The following is a 16,366-nucleotide window of genomic DNA, read 5'->3' on the forward strand; positions in this document are numbered from 1 at the left end:
AGCAATGGACAAGAGAAACTTGATTTGTACGTTAGGTCAGTACGATATTCCTATTGTACAGAAGCAACCTCTTTTTAAAGTTGACTTACTCGACAAAAATATAGCTCTGTTCGGTGCAGCAATGAGTGGAAAAACAAACTTCCTTAAATTACTGATTCAAACGCTACATATTATCACTAATCCTGATGATGAGGAAATTTTTATATTAGATTTTGGTGGAGCTCTTGCATCCTATAAAACTATGCCTCTCGTTGCAGCATACTTTGATAATTCCAATGAAGAATATGTTAAGCGTGTTTTCAGGATACTTGAAGAAAGAATCAAGAAGAATACTGAGATTCTGGAGGGAACCGGATTTTCTTCATATTTCGGTGAAAAAAAGATTGTTCACACGACATTTATAATTGATAATCTTAATTCGTTCCAAGATGAACCGAGGTATTCAGCATATCAAGAAAAATTCGCCAAAATGTGCAGAGATGGTTTGTCAAAAGGCATTTCAATTGTATTTACTGCATCAGATACTAAAGGGTTATCATCATATCTCAACAATTTTGGGCAGAAAATCGCATTTGAAATGCCCTCGGATAAATATATCGAGATATTCAATTCAAAAGTATCAGAAATCGGAGCGATTCCTGGGCGCGGCTTTGCGAATGTAACCATAAAGCCTGATAATATTGAAGGTACATTTAGAATGAATGCACCATATGAGGTTCAATGCTATATTTCTGATCAGATGGAGCCTGATAGTAGTTTTTTGTTCTGCTTAAAGAGTAAGTATCACTACAACGAAGAAAGTGGTAGAGAAGAAAATGGCAAGTTTGACAGGTGTGTAAAGAAGCATCTGACATTCAATGGCGATTTGACTCGTGACGAGTATCAACGTTTAAAACAAGAACCTATAACAACGAAAAAAAATGTTCCTTGGATTCCTTGTCCTGTTTCTGTTGGTTTGGATTACATTGACTTTTGTCCGGTGACAATCGATTTCTCAGAATCAAGGGTACTCGGCATTTATGGAAAAAAAGGATATGGAAAAACAAACTTGCTTAGAGTCATTCTTGAGGATTTATTTAAAAAGAAATCATCTTCGAGGTTTGTATTTTTTGATGACGGAAGAAAGCAGCTTGAAGAATTCTATAATAGATGTGAATCACTTGGTTTGGACTGTATAAAGTTTTATGAAACAAAGAGAAACTCACCGCTCCCTCCAAATAACGATAGTGGAATGAATCAAAAAACCCCAACTGATTTTATGGACATTATAGATAAACCGACTACTGCATCTGGTTTCAAGAAGACTTTATCACCGTTTCAGCAGTTTTACCATTTCATTAATGATTATTACATGGATCTCACTTGGAATGGAATTTCTAATAATCAACTTAAATCTCCTGTGGCAACTTATATATACGGTGAGGAGATGGCAGGACTTATGCCGTCTTACAACGAAGAACTAAATCCGATTAAACCGACGGTATTTATTCTTCAGAGTAAAATGCTTTATTTAAGCGCTAATGGTGAGAAACAGTTTATAAACAACATTCTTCCAAAACTCGCAGCCATCGCCGAAGAAAAAGATCTGATTTTTATTTTCACTGATGTGCAAAAAATTACAGATCAAGAAAGCAATAACTTTTTTAATAATTCATTAAATGCTATTTTCTTACTCGATAGTATCGCAGAATTTGCTGCTGAACGAGGACAAAAGACAGTATTCGGCAGTATGGATGTAAAAGGATTAAGGGAAGAATATGCTCGATGTGAAACTGGGGATGGTTATTTTTATGATATAGAAGCTGACAAGCTCATGAAGATGAAGTTTATTAGGCAAGACAAATGGAGGTAATAGTAATGGCTGATGGTAATCATATCAGATGTGCTGATATCGAAAAGCTTGTACAATTTGAAAAGGATAGTCAGGTAGCCAAAACGGACTTTGATAATATTATAAAGGAATTCAAACGGATTAACGAAGCATTACTCGGAAAATGGCAAGGTGCTGGTGCTAATCAATATCGAAAAGAGGTTGAACACATTCTTGAAAAAATCGGAAGTGTTGGAGAAGTTCTCGATGCGATAAATGAAGGGGCTGTAAAAAGTGCAAGAGATGCATATTTGCAGCTTGATGCCGATTTAGCTGCGTTCAATGAAAATCCAACTTCTGAGGAAGGTGGAAATTAATGAACAAAACGGTTAATAGTTCAGACGATCTCGGAAATATTGAACTTTTTGATGAAATCAACGATGACATTAAGACTGAGATCGTTCTTTTTGAATGCAACGATACCGAGGTAGATCAATCTATTTTTGGAATTTTAGCTTTACCAGAGAACTTGGATTAGAAAGAGATGTGATTCGGTGAGTACCCAGATAAAGGGCAGTAAATTCATTTATGAGATAGATGAAAAGGATTTCCCACATGGCTTTATTGCCCAGGGAACTGAAAGCTTTGTATTTAAAGGCAGAAAAATCTCTGTAAACGGTCAAGATGAAGAAGAGTTATCATTCTCTTGTGTTTTGAAGTTTAAGCCCTACTCTCGTTCTCGCTTTGAGCGATTTACGAATAATGAACTTAGAATATTTGAAGAACTTCAAGAGTGTCGTAGTGTGGCTCGGATATATGATGTTATAGAAGATCTTGGCGAAAGTTTTGATTTGAAAACGCCAGAAATATCAAAGCACATCCGAAGTAAAAGCATTGAATTAAATGGTGCAATGATACCTTGCTTCTGTGTTGTTGAAGAATATATCGACGGTTGGTCTTTGGAACAATACTGTATCAGGCAGTTTTGGGGACTTGAGAAGTTTAAAGATAATCGTTGGATTAAATACCATGAGTTTAAGGACTTTGAAAAGGAAGAAGTTCTAAAAAAATACAAAGATGAAAAAACTTTTTTCAGATATCAAGATAAAATGTTGCATTATATGCTGAGTCTGTGTGGTATATTACAATTTATAAGCATGACATCCAAAAAGAAAGTGCTGCATCTTGATATAAAACCCGAAAACATCATGGTCACAAGCCAAAGCGAAGAATTAGTTTTAATTGATTTTGGACGATCAGAATTTTTAGATGAGCGTGATCGATATATATATCATAAGCTCGCACCATTTAAGTACATAAATGATAATGGTGTCAGAGTCAAAGAAGACATCAACCATCCATTTTGTCATGGAACGATTGGTTATGCAGCCCCGGAAGCTTTTAGGGCTGCAATAGATGACAGTTTCCCATTAACTCTACTCAATGATAAAAGTGAAGACAAAACAAATGGCTTTGAAATTGGAAGAATGTCAATTGAAAGCGATATTTTTTCATTTGGGGCAACCTTCTGGGAATGCCTAAATATTGTTGAATTAGTAACTAACAGCGAAGAATTCTCAACTTTAAACCGTAAATCACGCTTTTATGAATCGCATTTGCTGAATCACGATTCTTATTATGAGCGAGATTTATCTCTTGAATGTACTGGACCATTAGGTGGAAGATATAATCTTGCCTTACAGAATATTATAAAGAAATGCACTCGCAAACGCTTAGATGGGTATATGAATGATCCAGCATTCTATCATGGATATGACGAGATAATTCGTGATTTGGAAGATGCAAGAGACTCTATTCCAACTGTTAAAAAGGGGGAAAACAAACAAGTAAAAAATTCCTCTATAACATTTGGAATTTGCATTGGTTGTTTCCTTTCGTTGCTACTGATATCGGGTGTTTATCGAGCAATTGGTGCTCGAATCGCAAAAAGCAACTGGAATAACCTGGTCAGTGAGATAAATAATCACATAGAACAAGGAGATTCTGCATATCAAACCACAAAGCAGGGGGAGCTGTCTGAAATCGCACTTGAACGAATGGAATTGGCAACTGGAGCACAGGAACTTGAAGTTTGTGATGAAACGTTCGTGTTCTTATGTAATGATAATGTGATTAATTCCTCAGAGGCGACACTTATGATTACATTACTTAATCAGCTTGATGATAACAATGATAAGATCCAATATGCTGATAAGATTATTGAGCATGCTAATCCAGTTGAGTTGCCTTCAATTGCGGCGAGTGTCAATTCGCTAGGCCTTTCTACAGACGATATTGGTTACAAGCTGGCAATAGCTCTTTACTGCGTTGATCGAGAAAATGATTATGATTATGTAGATGCGTATGATTTGATTGTACAAAATGCTAACTTAAAAGAGTACCGTACCATTATCAAGATGCTAGCCGTTACCTTAAACAACAAAGGCGACTATGTCATAAATCAGATAGCTGAGAAAAAAAGCGTGAAACGTTCAGAGGTTATTGAAACGCTTAATAGTCTTGAAAAAATGTGAGGTGGCAAATGTGGAATTCATAAAACGAATCAAGATGACTTTTGACAGAAGATTCGAGAAAAAACCTGTTATAGGTAACATTGTTTACGGCATTTTCACCGGATTTGCTGCTTGCACTTGCATGCTGGGTGTTTTTATTATATTTGCAGTCATAACGGGCCTTCATAGCACGCTTGGAATTAACTACAAATCTTGGCACCTTTTCATGATGCTTTCGCTGTTCGTTGCATTGATCGCATTTGTTTTAGGAGCATTTGCGTACTTTCCTTATCGAAGGAAGGGAAACAGCTTGTTCAAAAAAGAATATATTAATGGAACTTCATATAAAGCTTTGCATGATCTATTAAAGCCAAAAAAAAGCGATAACTCTCACGAAGATAACGGTGATGATAAACATGAGTAAAAACAGATACTGCGGTATTTTGCTGTATAGTGTGATATCATTTCTCATATCGGCTTTATCATTTATTCTGATTCCTTTTTCTAATTTTGAAGGAACTAAACTGCAGAAAGCATTAGCATATATGGTCGGTTTCATATTCTGGATAGGACTAATTGTAGGTTTAATACTAACGCATTATCTGGGGAAGATCCGTGAGAAACATAATTATAGAAAATACTTTCTTCCAGGAATCTTTTGTTTCTTTAAAAATAAGAAAAGCAGATTTATCGATATTCTAATGATCGTTTCGGCAATTGCTTTTATTATTGTAAAGACTTTGTTTTCTAACGAGATATTGGTATTGAGCATAACGCTATCACTGCTAGTATTCTCTGTTTATATTCATTCAGTCTTAAATGGAAATAATTACGCATTTGCAGTTAAGAAAGGAGTACATCAATGAAAAACGCAAAAAGAATGTTTGCCTTTATCTCAGCACTTGCACTTGCTTTCAGTTATAATGCCCCGAGTTTTGTGGCTATTGCTGAAGATACTGTAGATCTCAAAGATAGTGTTGGGCAGCAAACCGAGGATGTATCTGAACCCACAACTGAAGAAAATGACTTGGAGTTAAATGTTGTCATCCCTGATAACTGGACAAACAATTTTGATGAGTGGACTGTAGATGTTAGTATGGATGCAACGTTATATTACAAGACAAGTGAAACTCCTCTTGCTAATCATATGTGGGGAACTTATTCTGATTCTGATGCCAAACTTTGGAATGATGGTACGACGTTTGAAGACGGCGAGGGATATATTAAGTTCTGGGCTGTTAGAAAACAAGATGATCAGGATGAAGTCGTTGATTGTCAGGCTTTACCTTATATGTATGATACAACAATCCCTGACGCTTTCAGTGTAGAAAAAATCAGAATCGATGACAAGAATTTTGATATAAAAAATTCATCCTCAATAAATGATAACCTGTCTTCTAATCTTGAAATATACTATGTACTTGATAACAGCGAGGTGACAGAAAAGTCCGAAATCGAAGCTGTAGGCAATAGAATTTCACTTAATGATAATAACGGCGAGTACGGATTCATTCTTCATGGCGAGTCATCAATGATAGATCACGAAGTGGTTTTTTATGTAATTGATGAGGCGGGCAATATTCAGCACACATCTATTGCTATAAAGGATACTTCTAAGCCGTATCTGAGTGTATCAGGAATTGATACGGATCAAAACAAGTGGAATAATAGTTTAAACTGGCTTGTAACATCAATTCCGACAGAGGATGTATCAATCTATTACAAAACATCAAGTACAGATGAGCATGACTGGGGTGCGTATGGATCAGCAAGTGTGTGGAATCCTGAATGGGACTCTGAGGCGTTAGCCGATGTTATTCCGGAAAATCATCATTATGTTCATTTTTGGGCTGCCTATGACAATGACACTGATCATGAAGTGGCAGAGGAGACTTTTCATTATAATTTCGATAAAACAAAACCTACAGAGTTCGCTGTCAATATGTCTGATCCGTTTTGGCCACAACCCGGAAATTTCTGGTGGTCGCAGCGTAGCTTTACGACTGATGCACCGTTTTATGAGAGCGGCTCTGGAATTGAATCGGTTACATATAATATTGGCGGAGAGGGAGAACAGTATGTAGAGTTCAATGAATCAAATGGTGGGTACGTATTTACTACTAACATAAATAATGATGACCGTCTAGCTAATAATACAATTACATTTATTGTTAGGGATAGAGCGAAAAACGAACAAACCTTTGTAATTAATGCCATCAAGAGTTCAAAGCCAGTTATAAAAAAAGCTTCTGTTGTCTATTATGATAAAACAGAAGATCTTGAAAAGGCAACAGCCAAACCTTCACTTATATTTGGAGATGAAAACTCAAAGACGAATCCTTACTCCAATGCAATATATGCAAGTGATAACGACTATATCAAACTTGAAGTTGATGATGCATCACTTAATAGTATTATTGTTAATGTTAATGGAAAGCAACATAGCTTGAGCGTTAGAAACCAGCAAGATGCTGAAAGAAATGGAATAATCGTATACTCTGATAAGTCCAACTATAGATATAAAAACTGTTACATCCCAGTTAGCAAACTAAATGGCCTTAATAAGCAAGGAGTTAACACTATCAGCTTTTTGATAAAGAGCCACAATAATACGAAAAGTGAAGAGGCGTATCTTCTCGATTCAAAAGATAATCATTGTGATATATTCTACGATCCCAAAGATCAAGATGATTCTACTGTGTCTTTCTCTGCCACACCACAATATGTTGATGCGGATGGCAAAAAATATTATGGGGGATCATCTTTTTCGGAAGAGATTGCAATTACCATAAAAGATGATAAAGGACTGAAGAACTATACCTGCACAGTAATCGGTCCCGATGGAAAGATAGTCGAGAAGTTCCCCCCTAATGATTTGTCTTCTGGAACTTTAACCACTGAACCGATTGAAGTTGATAATGAGGAGATAGTTGATGGTGAGACTGTAATAACTACAAGTTCGGTAGATATTTCGTATAATGTTCCCATAGATCGTAAGGAACATATTATTGAAATTAATAGTGACAAATATCAGGCAAATGGATGCTATACATTAAAAGTACAAGCAACAGATCTCGCTGGAAATATAACCGATGAAAACAATGGTACATTTGAGTTTTACGTTGATACAGATGCACCTACAGTTATTGAAGATCGGTATACTTATACACCCTCTATTTTGAAGTACTTCACTTTCGGAATTTTTGGCAATGATTCCGTTAGCCTTTCTGTTAAAGTTGAAGATAACGAATCTGGGTGTGGCTTTTCTGATGAAACCGACGAAAAGGTAAAGCTTAAGTGGGGCGAAGAAGAGTATAAAGTGAGTTCATCTTCTTCAAATGGACAAACGAGAGAATTCGTGTTTGATACTCTCCCTGTAAATGCTTCTGGTACCGCTTATTTTATAATTGAAGACGCACTCGGAAATAAATCCAATTATTATCTAACAATAATAGATGGTGTGGTTTCAACTAATGAATCTAGTTCGACATTGTTGCAGCTGGAAAATGTAAAGCCGAGTGCTGAAATCATACTACCAGAGAATAATCAGCACATCGTTAATGGTGAAATATGGTATCCTTCTGCGTTCAATTATGAAGTAGTTGCATCCGACAAAGACTCAGGTTTGAATAATGTTTCCTTGAATGTGAAGGATTCCAATAATAATGCTGTCTATGATCAGTACTCACATACTGAAGACGGAGTAGTTGTTGAGAACCAAACAATTAAGTTTGCTTCTCCTGAGACAAAAACCAAATATACAGATGAAGTCCGATATAACTATAACATAGACTCCGAGGGGCATTATCTCCTTATTTCTGATTCGCAAGATAATGCAGGTAATTATGCTTCTGAAAATACTGAGTTGTCCTTGAAAAACAAGCGTGAAAAAGTTGTTCATATCGATACAAAGAATCCAGAGATAACTGAATTCCGATTTGAATCTAAAGGTGAAAATGGCAGCGATATTGAATATTCAACTTACGGCTACTACTTCAAGGAAGATACAATTGTGCGTGTTTATGTAAAGGATGAAGATGTTTCGTCAGGCATAAATTATGTCACATTATATCGCCGTGAAGCCGGTAGTCAAGAGCCAATTTCTATGACAGTATATGCCAGTGGCACAGAAAACTGGAATTCTCAGGAGGGGTATGCCGAATTTAAGATTGAGAAAGGTTTCAAGGGGCAAATATGGGCGATTGTTGTTGATAATGTGGCTTCCTCTAATTATTTAAACGACAATTATAAACATACATCAGGATTGAGATATGCAAACGGTACTATAGTTGAGGATGCGGAACTTCACGCAAATGTTTCGTCTATTAAAATTGAAGAATCAAGCACAGTATCTCCATCAAATGTGTACCAGGAAAATGACACGAATATTGTATTCTATAATCAAGATGTTCCCCTTATTATTACCGTTGAGGATTCTTTTTCAGGCATCTCTGAAATAGAATGGTCAATCGCAAACGATAACAAACAAGGCACTATAACTGTAAATGAGAACGGAGATATTCAAACCACAGGTGACGAGGCAATTATCATCAATGAATCTATAGGAAAGGACTCTAATCTTGTTACGAGTTTACAATTCATGGTGACTGTAACCAGTGATACAAATGAAAATCTTGTTTCTGTTAATCTGACGGATAATGCAAAGAACAAGGTCGAAGCTGCAACTACAAAGAGCTATAATGTAGATAAGACTGCTCCTGCTATTTCATCAACTCTAACTTCAAATGCTGCTTATTACAATGGAGATCAAGTTGTTACAATTACTATAGATGAAAGAAATTTCAGATCCAAAGATGTACATTTTACGTTGAATGATGATGAAGTTGAAGTTACATCGTGGGAGAATGATCAAAATAACGCCAATGTACATATAGGAAAATATACAATCTCTAAAGACGGAGTTTATAGCTATAATATTTCCTATACCGATATGGCTGGAAATCACAGTCAGAATGCTTCAACCACTTCCTTTGTTGTAGACCAGACGCCTCCGGTTCTTAAGACTAATTTTAATGAGTTTAAAACATCAAATAAGGAGCACTATTTTGGTGTTAGTCAAATTGACAAAAACATTGTAATAACAATCACTGAACATAATTTTGATCCTTCATTGGCACACGTTGAAATTAAGCGAAAAAATCCAGGTGAAACACATGATAAGACCGGGATGGAAATTGTTTCAAGAGGTACTTGGAGTACTGATGAGAAAGATAAAGACAAACACACATTTACCATACCGTTCTCAAACAAGAAAGAAGACGGTAAATATGATACATATGATGGTATTTATGTTGTGAGTGTTACTCCATTTGACATGGCATCCAATTCAACACCATCACAAGAATCTGTAATATTTGAAATTGACTTCACAAATCCAGTCATATCGCAGAGGAATGGAAAGTCTGTAAGTGATACTGATAAGGCTTATACAAACTTGGAAATTTTCACTGATAATACAGGTGTTGATGATGGCTTTATTCCCTCTGTTGCCATGAACGATAAAAACCTTGATCGCATAGAGTATGCACTAACTGTTTACACACCGGAATATACAAGTGGAAAAGAAATCGGAACAATTGCTCCTTCAACCTCTAAAAACGGAGATATTACGCAAATTGTTGAGACCGGTACCGAAAATAAGATGAAAGAGGCGGTGTTCGCATTACCTGAGTTCAAGAAAGATGGTATTTACTCGTTTGATTTAACGGCTGTTGATAAAGCGGGGAATAAAAGTGTTCTGTGTCGAAACACCTCGGTTTTAATGATGAATTCCGATGTACTTGCTTATATTACGGAAAGTAAAAAAGCGGATAACGTTAAGGATTCTACAGGTTGGTACTCGTTGCAGAAAGATGAGAAGACACCAATTAGCAAACGACCTGATGATTTTAAGGATCTAAAAATCACAGTGTTCGCTCCTACAGATTCCAAAACCAATATCGTATTACGAGACCAAAATGGCAAAACAGATGATACTGGTTTGAACGCAGATAACAGCGAAGATATGTATGCGGTAGGTGTTTATAGCTACACATTACCAGGTCAGTTCTTCATAGATAATTATCCTGAAGGAACGAACAAGGACATTTATTTAAGGGCAGAGAACACGTATAAAGGAGAAACTTCAAATATATCTCTTGCATGGATAAGGATTGATGCACTTGCACCATCATGTAAAGTGCCAAGTGATCTGAAAAAAGGAAAGGCATTTATCAAAAATTCTAAGACCTATACTATTACCGATATCAGTGAATCACTTAATCCCGATGAGTGTAAAGTATATGACAACGGAGTGCTGATGACCAATTTCACTTACTCTGAAGCGGATAAATCTTTGTCATACACATTGGATAAGGGAAGGCACAATCTCAGTTTTGTTTTGGTCGATGAAGCCGGAAATTCTTATACTGTGCAGGAAGTATCCTTTATTCAGGTAGGACTTTTCTATTGCCTTTGGTTTAGAATCCTATTAGGCGTCATTATCGCTGTCCTCGTAGGAGTCGGCATATGGCTGTTCAGAAAGAAAAGATCAAACACTTAAATCAAATACTATGCCCTCTTGTAATAAGCAAGAGGGCGTGGGTATATAAATGGAGGAATAAAGTAACCGCCAACCACACCCTAACGTTGATTCGGCACTAAAAAAGCGATAAAATAGTTCCAAAGGGATTTACCCCGAAAGGAGCTGAGAATATGCCAACGATCAGAGAAGTAAAAACCGAGCTTCGTCACAGGGAGTGGGCAGATCAGATACAGGAATGCCAGAGCAGCGGTATGACCGTAACAGCGTGGTGCAAGGAAAAGGGGATCAGTCAGCACACATACTACTCACGCCTGAATGTGGTGAGAAAAGAACTGCTGAAACGAGCTGGATCGCCTTTGCAGCAGATCGTACCGCTGAGTGTTTCTCAAAGCGTCACCTGCACGACAGCTGCGGTGCAGACACAATGTGTTGCGGACAGCGCTGAACCTGGGAAACCTGAACCGGCTGTCCCACAAAAGATGATCGTCCGTAAAGACGGGATCGAGGTCGAAATGCCAGCAGATATATCCGAGAAGCTTCTGCTTACGCTGCTGAGAGGTCTGAAAGAATGCTGAAAGACTTAACTGCTGACAATATCTACATCGTCTGCGGACATACGGATATGCGTAAGTCCATTGACGGACTTGCGGCACTTGTACAGCAGCAGTTTCAGCTTGACCTGTTCGCAAGCAGCGCGTTTCTGTTCTGCGGCAGGCGCAGAGATCGTATGAAGGTGCTTTTATGGGAAGATGACGGCTTTCTGCTGCTGTACAAACGTCTTGAAGACGCGAAATTCTCCTGGCCGCGCAATGAACAGGAGGTCAGGAGTATTACCCGTGAACAATTCATCTGGCTCACGCAGGGACTGTCGATCGACCAACCAAAGGCAATCAAAAAAGTAGCCGGCGGTGTGGATATATGCTGACTTTTCCACGATGAAAATATACAGTAATGTGGACAATATTTCTATGCTTCAATGGCACTCTTTTTCTTGAAAGATCGGGCAAATCATGGTATAATCAGAGTATCATGAACCGTCCGGAATTTCAGGGAAAGGAGTGCTTTTGCTATGACATACGAAGAACTGAAAGCAGCATATGAAGCCGCTGTGCAGAAGTGCTCTGAGCTTGAAAAAGAAAATGATGAGCTGAAAAAATCGAACGAAAATCAAGCTCTTCACATCGAGCATCTGGAAGAGCAGATACTCAAACGGAACAAGATGCTCTTCGGACAGAAAAGCGAGAAATCGAAATTCATCTGCAACGGACAAATGGATCTGGATGGTAATGTGTTCAACGAAGCGGAAGAATTGTCAAATCTTTCTGCCGCTGAGCCTACCGAGGATTCCATCACAAAAAAATCGAAGAAAACCGGAAAACACCGCGGCAGAAATGAACTGCGTGGTGATCTTGAAACGAAAGAGATCGTGCATACGCTCCCCGAAGATCAGAGAAAATGTGCGGTCTGCGGCAGTAAGCTCGTGCCGTTTTCAAAAGAATACATCACCACACGGCTCTGCATTATCCCTGCGAAGATCTTTAAGATCACATACTTTCGTGAGGTCTACAAATGTGAACACTGCGATAAGCACGGAGATAAGGCGAATATTGTGAAGGCTCCGGATCTGACTCCTGCGCCTGTCATTCCGAGAGGTCTGCCAGAAGCAGAGCTGATCGCATATATCGCTGAGGCGAAATATCTGCTTGGCGAACCGCTTTACCGTATGGAACAGCACTTCAAGATGCAGGGCATCTACCTGAACCGCACATCACTTGCAAACTGGATCATCAAAAGTTCAGAATGGCTTATACCTGTTGTGAAGCACTTCTGGAAGTATGCTTACCTCGAACCCGTCCTGAACGCTGATGAAACTACGCTGCGTGTCCTGAAAATACAGGGAAAGCCTGTGAAAAAGCTGGGACAGATGTGGGTGGTCTGCACAGGAGCGTCAGCAAAGCTTCTGATCGCTATCTACACGTATCGGGACAACCGTTCAAAAGTGACCGCAGAGGAACTTCTCGGCAGTTATGACGGTATCGTGCAGACCGATGGGTTTCAGTCCTATGGTTCGGGAGAATATCTGCACGCAGGCTGCTGGTCGCACGCTCGCCGCAAGTTTGTGGACAGCATACCTGAAAATGATAAAAACAGCAAAGCGGTAAAAGCTGTCGGGATCATCGACAGAGCATTTGCCTTGGAGCGTGAAGCAAGAAAAGCAAACGTCTCGCCGGAAAAGATATTGGAGATGCGGCAGAAAGAGGTAAGACCGATCATAGAAGAATTCTACAACTTCATCGGAACGCTCAGACCGAGTAAAGGTTCACACCTTGGCGCGGCGGTCACCTATGCCCTGAATCAGAAAGACAAGCTTCTTCTGTTTTTAGATCATCCCGAAGTGGAAATGATAAATAATCTTGCAGAACGCACCGTTAAGCCTTTTGTGATCGACCGTAAGAATTTTCTCTTTTCTGCGACGGATAAGGGTGCAGATGCGAGCGCTCTCTTCATGAGCGTGATCGAAACAGCCAAGCGAAACGGACTGAATGTGTTTGGTTATCTCTCCTATCTGATGCTGGTTCTTCCTTCGTGGGGCAAAACACCTTCGGAAGAACAGCTTGACAGCATCATGCCGTGGAGTGCTGCACTGCCTGAAACCTGCCACAGAACATATCATCAAATCATCGAAAACGAGGCTGAGGTTAAGTGACAGCTTCTCATCCACAGTATTTCATAGTAACTGACAGTATTTCACCGCACAGTAATTCACAGCAGCTCACAGTAATTCATTGTGATGAACCGAATACGGGATTTGAGCCGAGGTTGATCTCGGCTCATTTTTTGCCCGCTGCTCTGGTTGGCGGTTACGGAATAAAAATGAAGTACACACCAAATCCTATGCAAACAAATGATATCACGCTTTCAGATGACCTTGTAGCCCTTACTGAGTTGATAGCAGCCAATGTCCACGATGTGTGGGCAGTTGGGCGCATTAAAGAAGGATGGACTTATGGAGAAGTTAAGGATACTGAAAAGAAAACCACTCCTTGCCTTGTACCGTATGATGAACTACCAGAATCTGAAAAAGAGTACGATCGTAATACTGCTATAGAAACGCTCAAGCTGATTACCAAGTTGGGCTATAAGATTACTAGAAAAGATATAGAAGCTTGATTTGTAATATAAAGTAAAGAAAAGTCAACCACTTAAATGAAATGCTCCCCTTTTGTTAGACAATGTGGTATAATAGAAATATACCAATAAAAAGTCTAACGAAAGGGGGCATTTTTATGCCAAAAGGAAAGCCGAACAAAAGATACACACCGGAATTCAAAATCAAAGTAGTGGAAACAATGCACAGAGAAAAGTTAAGCTATCGTGAAACTGCACGTCAATTTGACATATGCGATCATGATAGAGTAGCAGCATGGGAACGAATCTATCTTGAGGAAGGAGCGGAGGGGCTTTGCATAGAACGCAGAGGAAGGAAATCCACAGGGCGACCTCCGAAAATTAAGAAAGAAGAAGATCTGATTGCAGAAGTACAGCGTCTTCGTGCGGAGAATGCATACTTAAAAAAATTGAATGCCTTGGTTGCCGAGCGGGTACGGCAAGAGAAAAAGCACAAGTGATATGGGAACTGAGGCATGAACATAAAATAGGACTGCTCATTGAGATTGCCGATATTCCCCGCAGTACCTATTACTATTACAGCAAGCAATTTGATCATCCAAAGCCAGATCGATATGCTGAAATCAAAACTGAAATACGCCGCATTTATGAGGAAAGCAAAGGGCGTTACGGATATCGGAGAATTACAAAAGAATTGAAGAAGAAGTTTGTGATCAATCACAAGACCGTACAGAAACTGATGCGTAAAATGGGCATATTTTGCCGTGTTCGTATGCATAAGTACCACTCATACAAGGGTAATGTCGGCAGAATCGCACCAAATCTTCTGAAACGGAATTTCAAAGCAGATCAGCCAAATCAGAAGTGGGTAACAGATGTTACTGAATTTGCTTTGTTTGGCATAAAGCTGTATCTGTCACCAATCATTGATTTATATAATGGCGAAGTGATTTCATACAATCTAAGCCGTCATCCGAATTTGAATCAGGTAACGGATATGCTTGAGAAAGCATTTACAAAAATACCGGACAACACAAATCTGATTCTTCATTCAGACCAAGGCTGGCAGTATCAGCACAAACACTATCAGAAAATGCTGAAAGAGAAAGGCATCTGTCAGAGCATGTCCCGAAAGGGGAATTGTCTTGACAATGCCTGTGCCGAGAACTTTTTCAGTTTGCTGAAAACGGAGCTTCTCTATTTGCAGGAATTTCATTCTGTCGAGCATTTCATTGAAGAGCTTCATGAATACATAGAATGGTACAACAACAAACGCATCAAACTTAAGCTGAATGGTCTATCTCCTGTGGAATTCAGACATAAAGCTGCATAACAAAAGCGACCAAGATTCCTCTTAGTCGCTTTGCATAAATTTTCTTTTGAATCTTTGTCTAACTTTTTGGGGTCAGTTCAAAATTGCGGTTGACTTTTATGTTATTCAATTCCTTGCTTACTCCTGCTCTTAGCCTTGTCCTTCGGCGTTTTCGGCTTTTTAGCGAGCCTTGCGGCATCACGTTTCATCTTAGCTCGTTCAAAGTAGCAAGTCTTTTCACGCTTCGGAGCGTTCTTCTTCGCTTCGATAGCCGCCTGATTCAGCTCATCAGTCACGACTTTCAGCCTTTGCTCCTTAGTATCAAGCTCCTCCTGCTGAGGGAACGGCTCTGCTACGATCTTCTGTGCTTCTGCGTGGTCAAGCCTGAGCTTCGCAAGGTTATCCTGTGTCCTTTCGATTCTGCCGTCGATGTTGTAGAGGGCAGCTTCAAGACGGTTCAGGTTATGGGCAAAGCTCTCGATCAGCTTCGTGGTATGTGAAGTAGCACCTTGCAGACAAGCGGACATACCGCCGCCCATCATATTGCTGTTTACCGTCACGCTCAGGTCAAAGCCCTGGAACGAGCCGACCTTAACAGGAGTATCCGCATACTTGATAGCAAGCACCGCATCTTCCAAAGCCTTAGCTGCTTCTTTTCTGTCGGTGTACTCAGTCTCACCAATGGTGATTTTGAATACGGGCAGTTTTCGCTCAGGATCGATCGGGAGCTTGCGGAGTGCTTCACGGTCTGTATGGAGATCAGCAAGAATAGCTGTAAGTTTCTGCTCCTGTTCGGGGAAACGAGCGATCTTGTCCTCCATTTCAAATACTGTGTTGCGGTGTTCCGCAGCCAGTATCCTCAGTTCCTTCACTTCATTTTCAAGCATCAACTTCTCTTTGATACGGTCATCGCCAGTACAAAGTGCCTTGATCTCGGAATAAGTGAGTGCCTGCTGGTCTACATCTTCGCACTTTCTCGCGGGAGTCTTACTTGTCATGATCTGAGAGATGAATTTCTGCTTGTTCTCCAAAGTCTGATAGGAATAAGCATCGAATGT

13 protein-coding genes and 1 pseudogene are annotated in these 16,366 nt (G+C 39.3%); 13 read left to right on the top strand and 1 reads right to left on the bottom strand.

Annotation, left to right across the window (positions count from 1 at the left end):
• Positions 1–4 precede the first annotated feature (4 nt).
• The 13 genes from AB5Z01_RS07600 to AB5Z01_RS07660 all read left to right on the top strand — a co-directional run bounded on the left by AB5Z01_RS07600 (position 5) and on the right by AB5Z01_RS07660 (position 15,329).
• On the top strand, positions 5–1,852 hold the full coding sequence (locus AB5Z01_RS07600; RefSeq protein WP_368365428.1) for an FtsK/SpoIIIE domain-containing protein: 1,848 nt from the start codon (positions 5–7) through the stop codon (positions 1,850–1,852).
• A gap of 5 nt (positions 1,853–1,857) precedes the next feature.
• Entirely contained in the window at positions 1,858–2,187 is a 330-nt protein-coding gene (locus AB5Z01_RS07605; protein ID WP_117904555.1) for a hypothetical protein, read from the top strand.
• Positions 2,187–2,348 (top strand): hypothetical protein, encoded by a 162-nt coding sequence (locus tag AB5Z01_RS07610; protein ID WP_368365429.1) that lies wholly within the window; start codon positions 2,187–2,189, stop codon positions 2,346–2,348. Before AB5Z01_RS07605 ends, AB5Z01_RS07610 begins: the two co-directional genes overlap by 1 nt.
• 16 nt (positions 2,349–2,364) lie before the next feature.
• Positions 2,365–4,344: an AarF/UbiB family protein gene (locus AB5Z01_RS07615; protein ID WP_117904557.1), complete on the top strand. Its 1,980-nt coding sequence runs from the start codon at positions 2,365–2,367 to the stop codon at positions 4,342–4,344.
• A gap of 10 nt (positions 4,345–4,354) precedes the next feature.
• Positions 4,355–4,747, top strand: coding sequence for a hypothetical protein (locus AB5Z01_RS07620; protein WP_195221123.1), 393 nt, complete (start codon positions 4,355–4,357; stop codon positions 4,745–4,747).
• On the top strand, positions 4,740–5,189 hold the full coding sequence (locus AB5Z01_RS07625; RefSeq protein WP_368365430.1) for a hypothetical protein: 450 nt from the start codon (positions 4,740–4,742) through the stop codon (positions 5,187–5,189). Before AB5Z01_RS07620 ends, AB5Z01_RS07625 begins: the two co-directional genes overlap by 8 nt.
• A complete protein-coding gene (locus AB5Z01_RS07630; protein ID WP_368365431.1) occupies positions 5,186–10,885 on the top strand; it encodes a hypothetical protein in 5,700 nt (1,899 codons plus the stop codon). The genes AB5Z01_RS07625 and AB5Z01_RS07630 overlap by 4 nt, the downstream gene beginning before the upstream one ends.
• A gap of 152 nt (positions 10,886–11,037) precedes the next feature.
• Complete coding sequence (locus AB5Z01_RS07635; protein WP_368365432.1) at positions 11,038–11,442, top strand: IS66 family insertion sequence element accessory protein TnpB; 405 nt, start codon at positions 11,038–11,040, stop codon at positions 11,440–11,442.
• Entirely contained in the window at positions 11,436–11,792 is a 357-nt protein-coding gene (tnpB, locus tag AB5Z01_RS07640) for an IS66 family insertion sequence element accessory protein TnpB (RefSeq protein WP_368365433.1), read from the top strand. The genes AB5Z01_RS07635 and tnpB overlap by 7 nt, the downstream gene beginning before the upstream one ends.
• Positions 11,793–11,936: 144 nt before the next feature.
• Positions 11,937–13,574, top strand: a complete 1,638-nt coding sequence (locus AB5Z01_RS07645; protein WP_368365434.1) for an IS66 family transposase — start codon at positions 11,937–11,939, stop codon at positions 13,572–13,574.
• A complete protein-coding gene (locus AB5Z01_RS07650; protein WP_368365435.1) occupies positions 13,571–14,038 on the top strand; it encodes a RyR domain-containing protein in 468 nt (155 codons plus the stop codon). Before AB5Z01_RS07645 ends, AB5Z01_RS07650 begins: the two co-directional genes overlap by 4 nt.
• Before the next feature lie 116 nt (positions 14,039–14,154).
• Complete coding sequence (locus AB5Z01_RS07655) at positions 14,155–14,496, top strand: helix-turn-helix domain-containing protein (protein WP_287216103.1); 342 nt, start codon at positions 14,155–14,157, stop codon at positions 14,494–14,496.
• Positions 14,493–15,329, top strand: coding sequence for an IS3 family transposase (locus AB5Z01_RS07660; protein ID WP_368365437.1), 837 nt, complete (start codon positions 14,493–14,495; stop codon positions 15,327–15,329). The genes AB5Z01_RS07655 and AB5Z01_RS07660 overlap by 4 nt, the downstream gene beginning before the upstream one ends.
• A gap of 101 nt (positions 15,330–15,430) precedes the next feature.
• Here the strand turns inward: AB5Z01_RS07660 and AB5Z01_RS07665 are convergent.
• Positions 15,431–16,366 (bottom strand): annotated as a pseudogene (locus AB5Z01_RS07665) (hypothetical protein); the annotation flags it as partial.

This window comes from Ruminococcus sp. RTP21359st1_H3_RTP21359_211015, from assembly GCF_040909065.1.
GTDB lineage: Bacteria > Bacillota > Clostridia > Oscillospirales > Ruminococcaceae > Hominimerdicola > Hominimerdicola aceti.

Bases quoted from the DNA above. Each gene is read 5' to 3' on its own strand.
- AB5Z01_RS07605 (WP_117904555.1), top strand. From the start codon at position 1,858: ATGGCTGATGGTAATCATATCAGATGTGCTGATATCGAAAAGCTTGTA.
- AB5Z01_RS07625 (WP_368365430.1), top strand. From the start codon at position 4,740: ATGAGTAAAAACAGATACTGCGGTATTTTGCTGTATAGTGTGATATCA.
- AB5Z01_RS07645 (WP_368365434.1), top strand. From the start codon at position 11,937: ATGACATACGAAGAACTGAAAGCAGCATATGAAGCCGCTGTGCAGAAG.
- AB5Z01_RS07600 (WP_368365428.1), top strand. From the start codon at position 5: ATGGACAAGAGAAACTTGATTTGTACGTTAGGTCAGTACGATATTCCT.
- AB5Z01_RS07655 (WP_287216103.1), top strand. From the start codon at position 14,155: ATGCCAAAAGGAAAGCCGAACAAAAGATACACACCGGAATTCAAAATC.
- AB5Z01_RS07610 (WP_368365429.1), top strand. From the start codon at position 2,187: ATGAACAAAACGGTTAATAGTTCAGACGATCTCGGAAATATTGAACTT.
- tnpB (WP_368365433.1), top strand. From the start codon at position 11,436: ATGCTGAAAGACTTAACTGCTGACAATATCTACATCGTCTGCGGACAT.
- AB5Z01_RS07630 (WP_368365431.1), top strand. From the start codon at position 5,186: ATGAAAAACGCAAAAAGAATGTTTGCCTTTATCTCAGCACTTGCACTT.
- AB5Z01_RS07635 (WP_368365432.1), top strand. From the start codon at position 11,038: ATGCCAACGATCAGAGAAGTAAAAACCGAGCTTCGTCACAGGGAGTGG.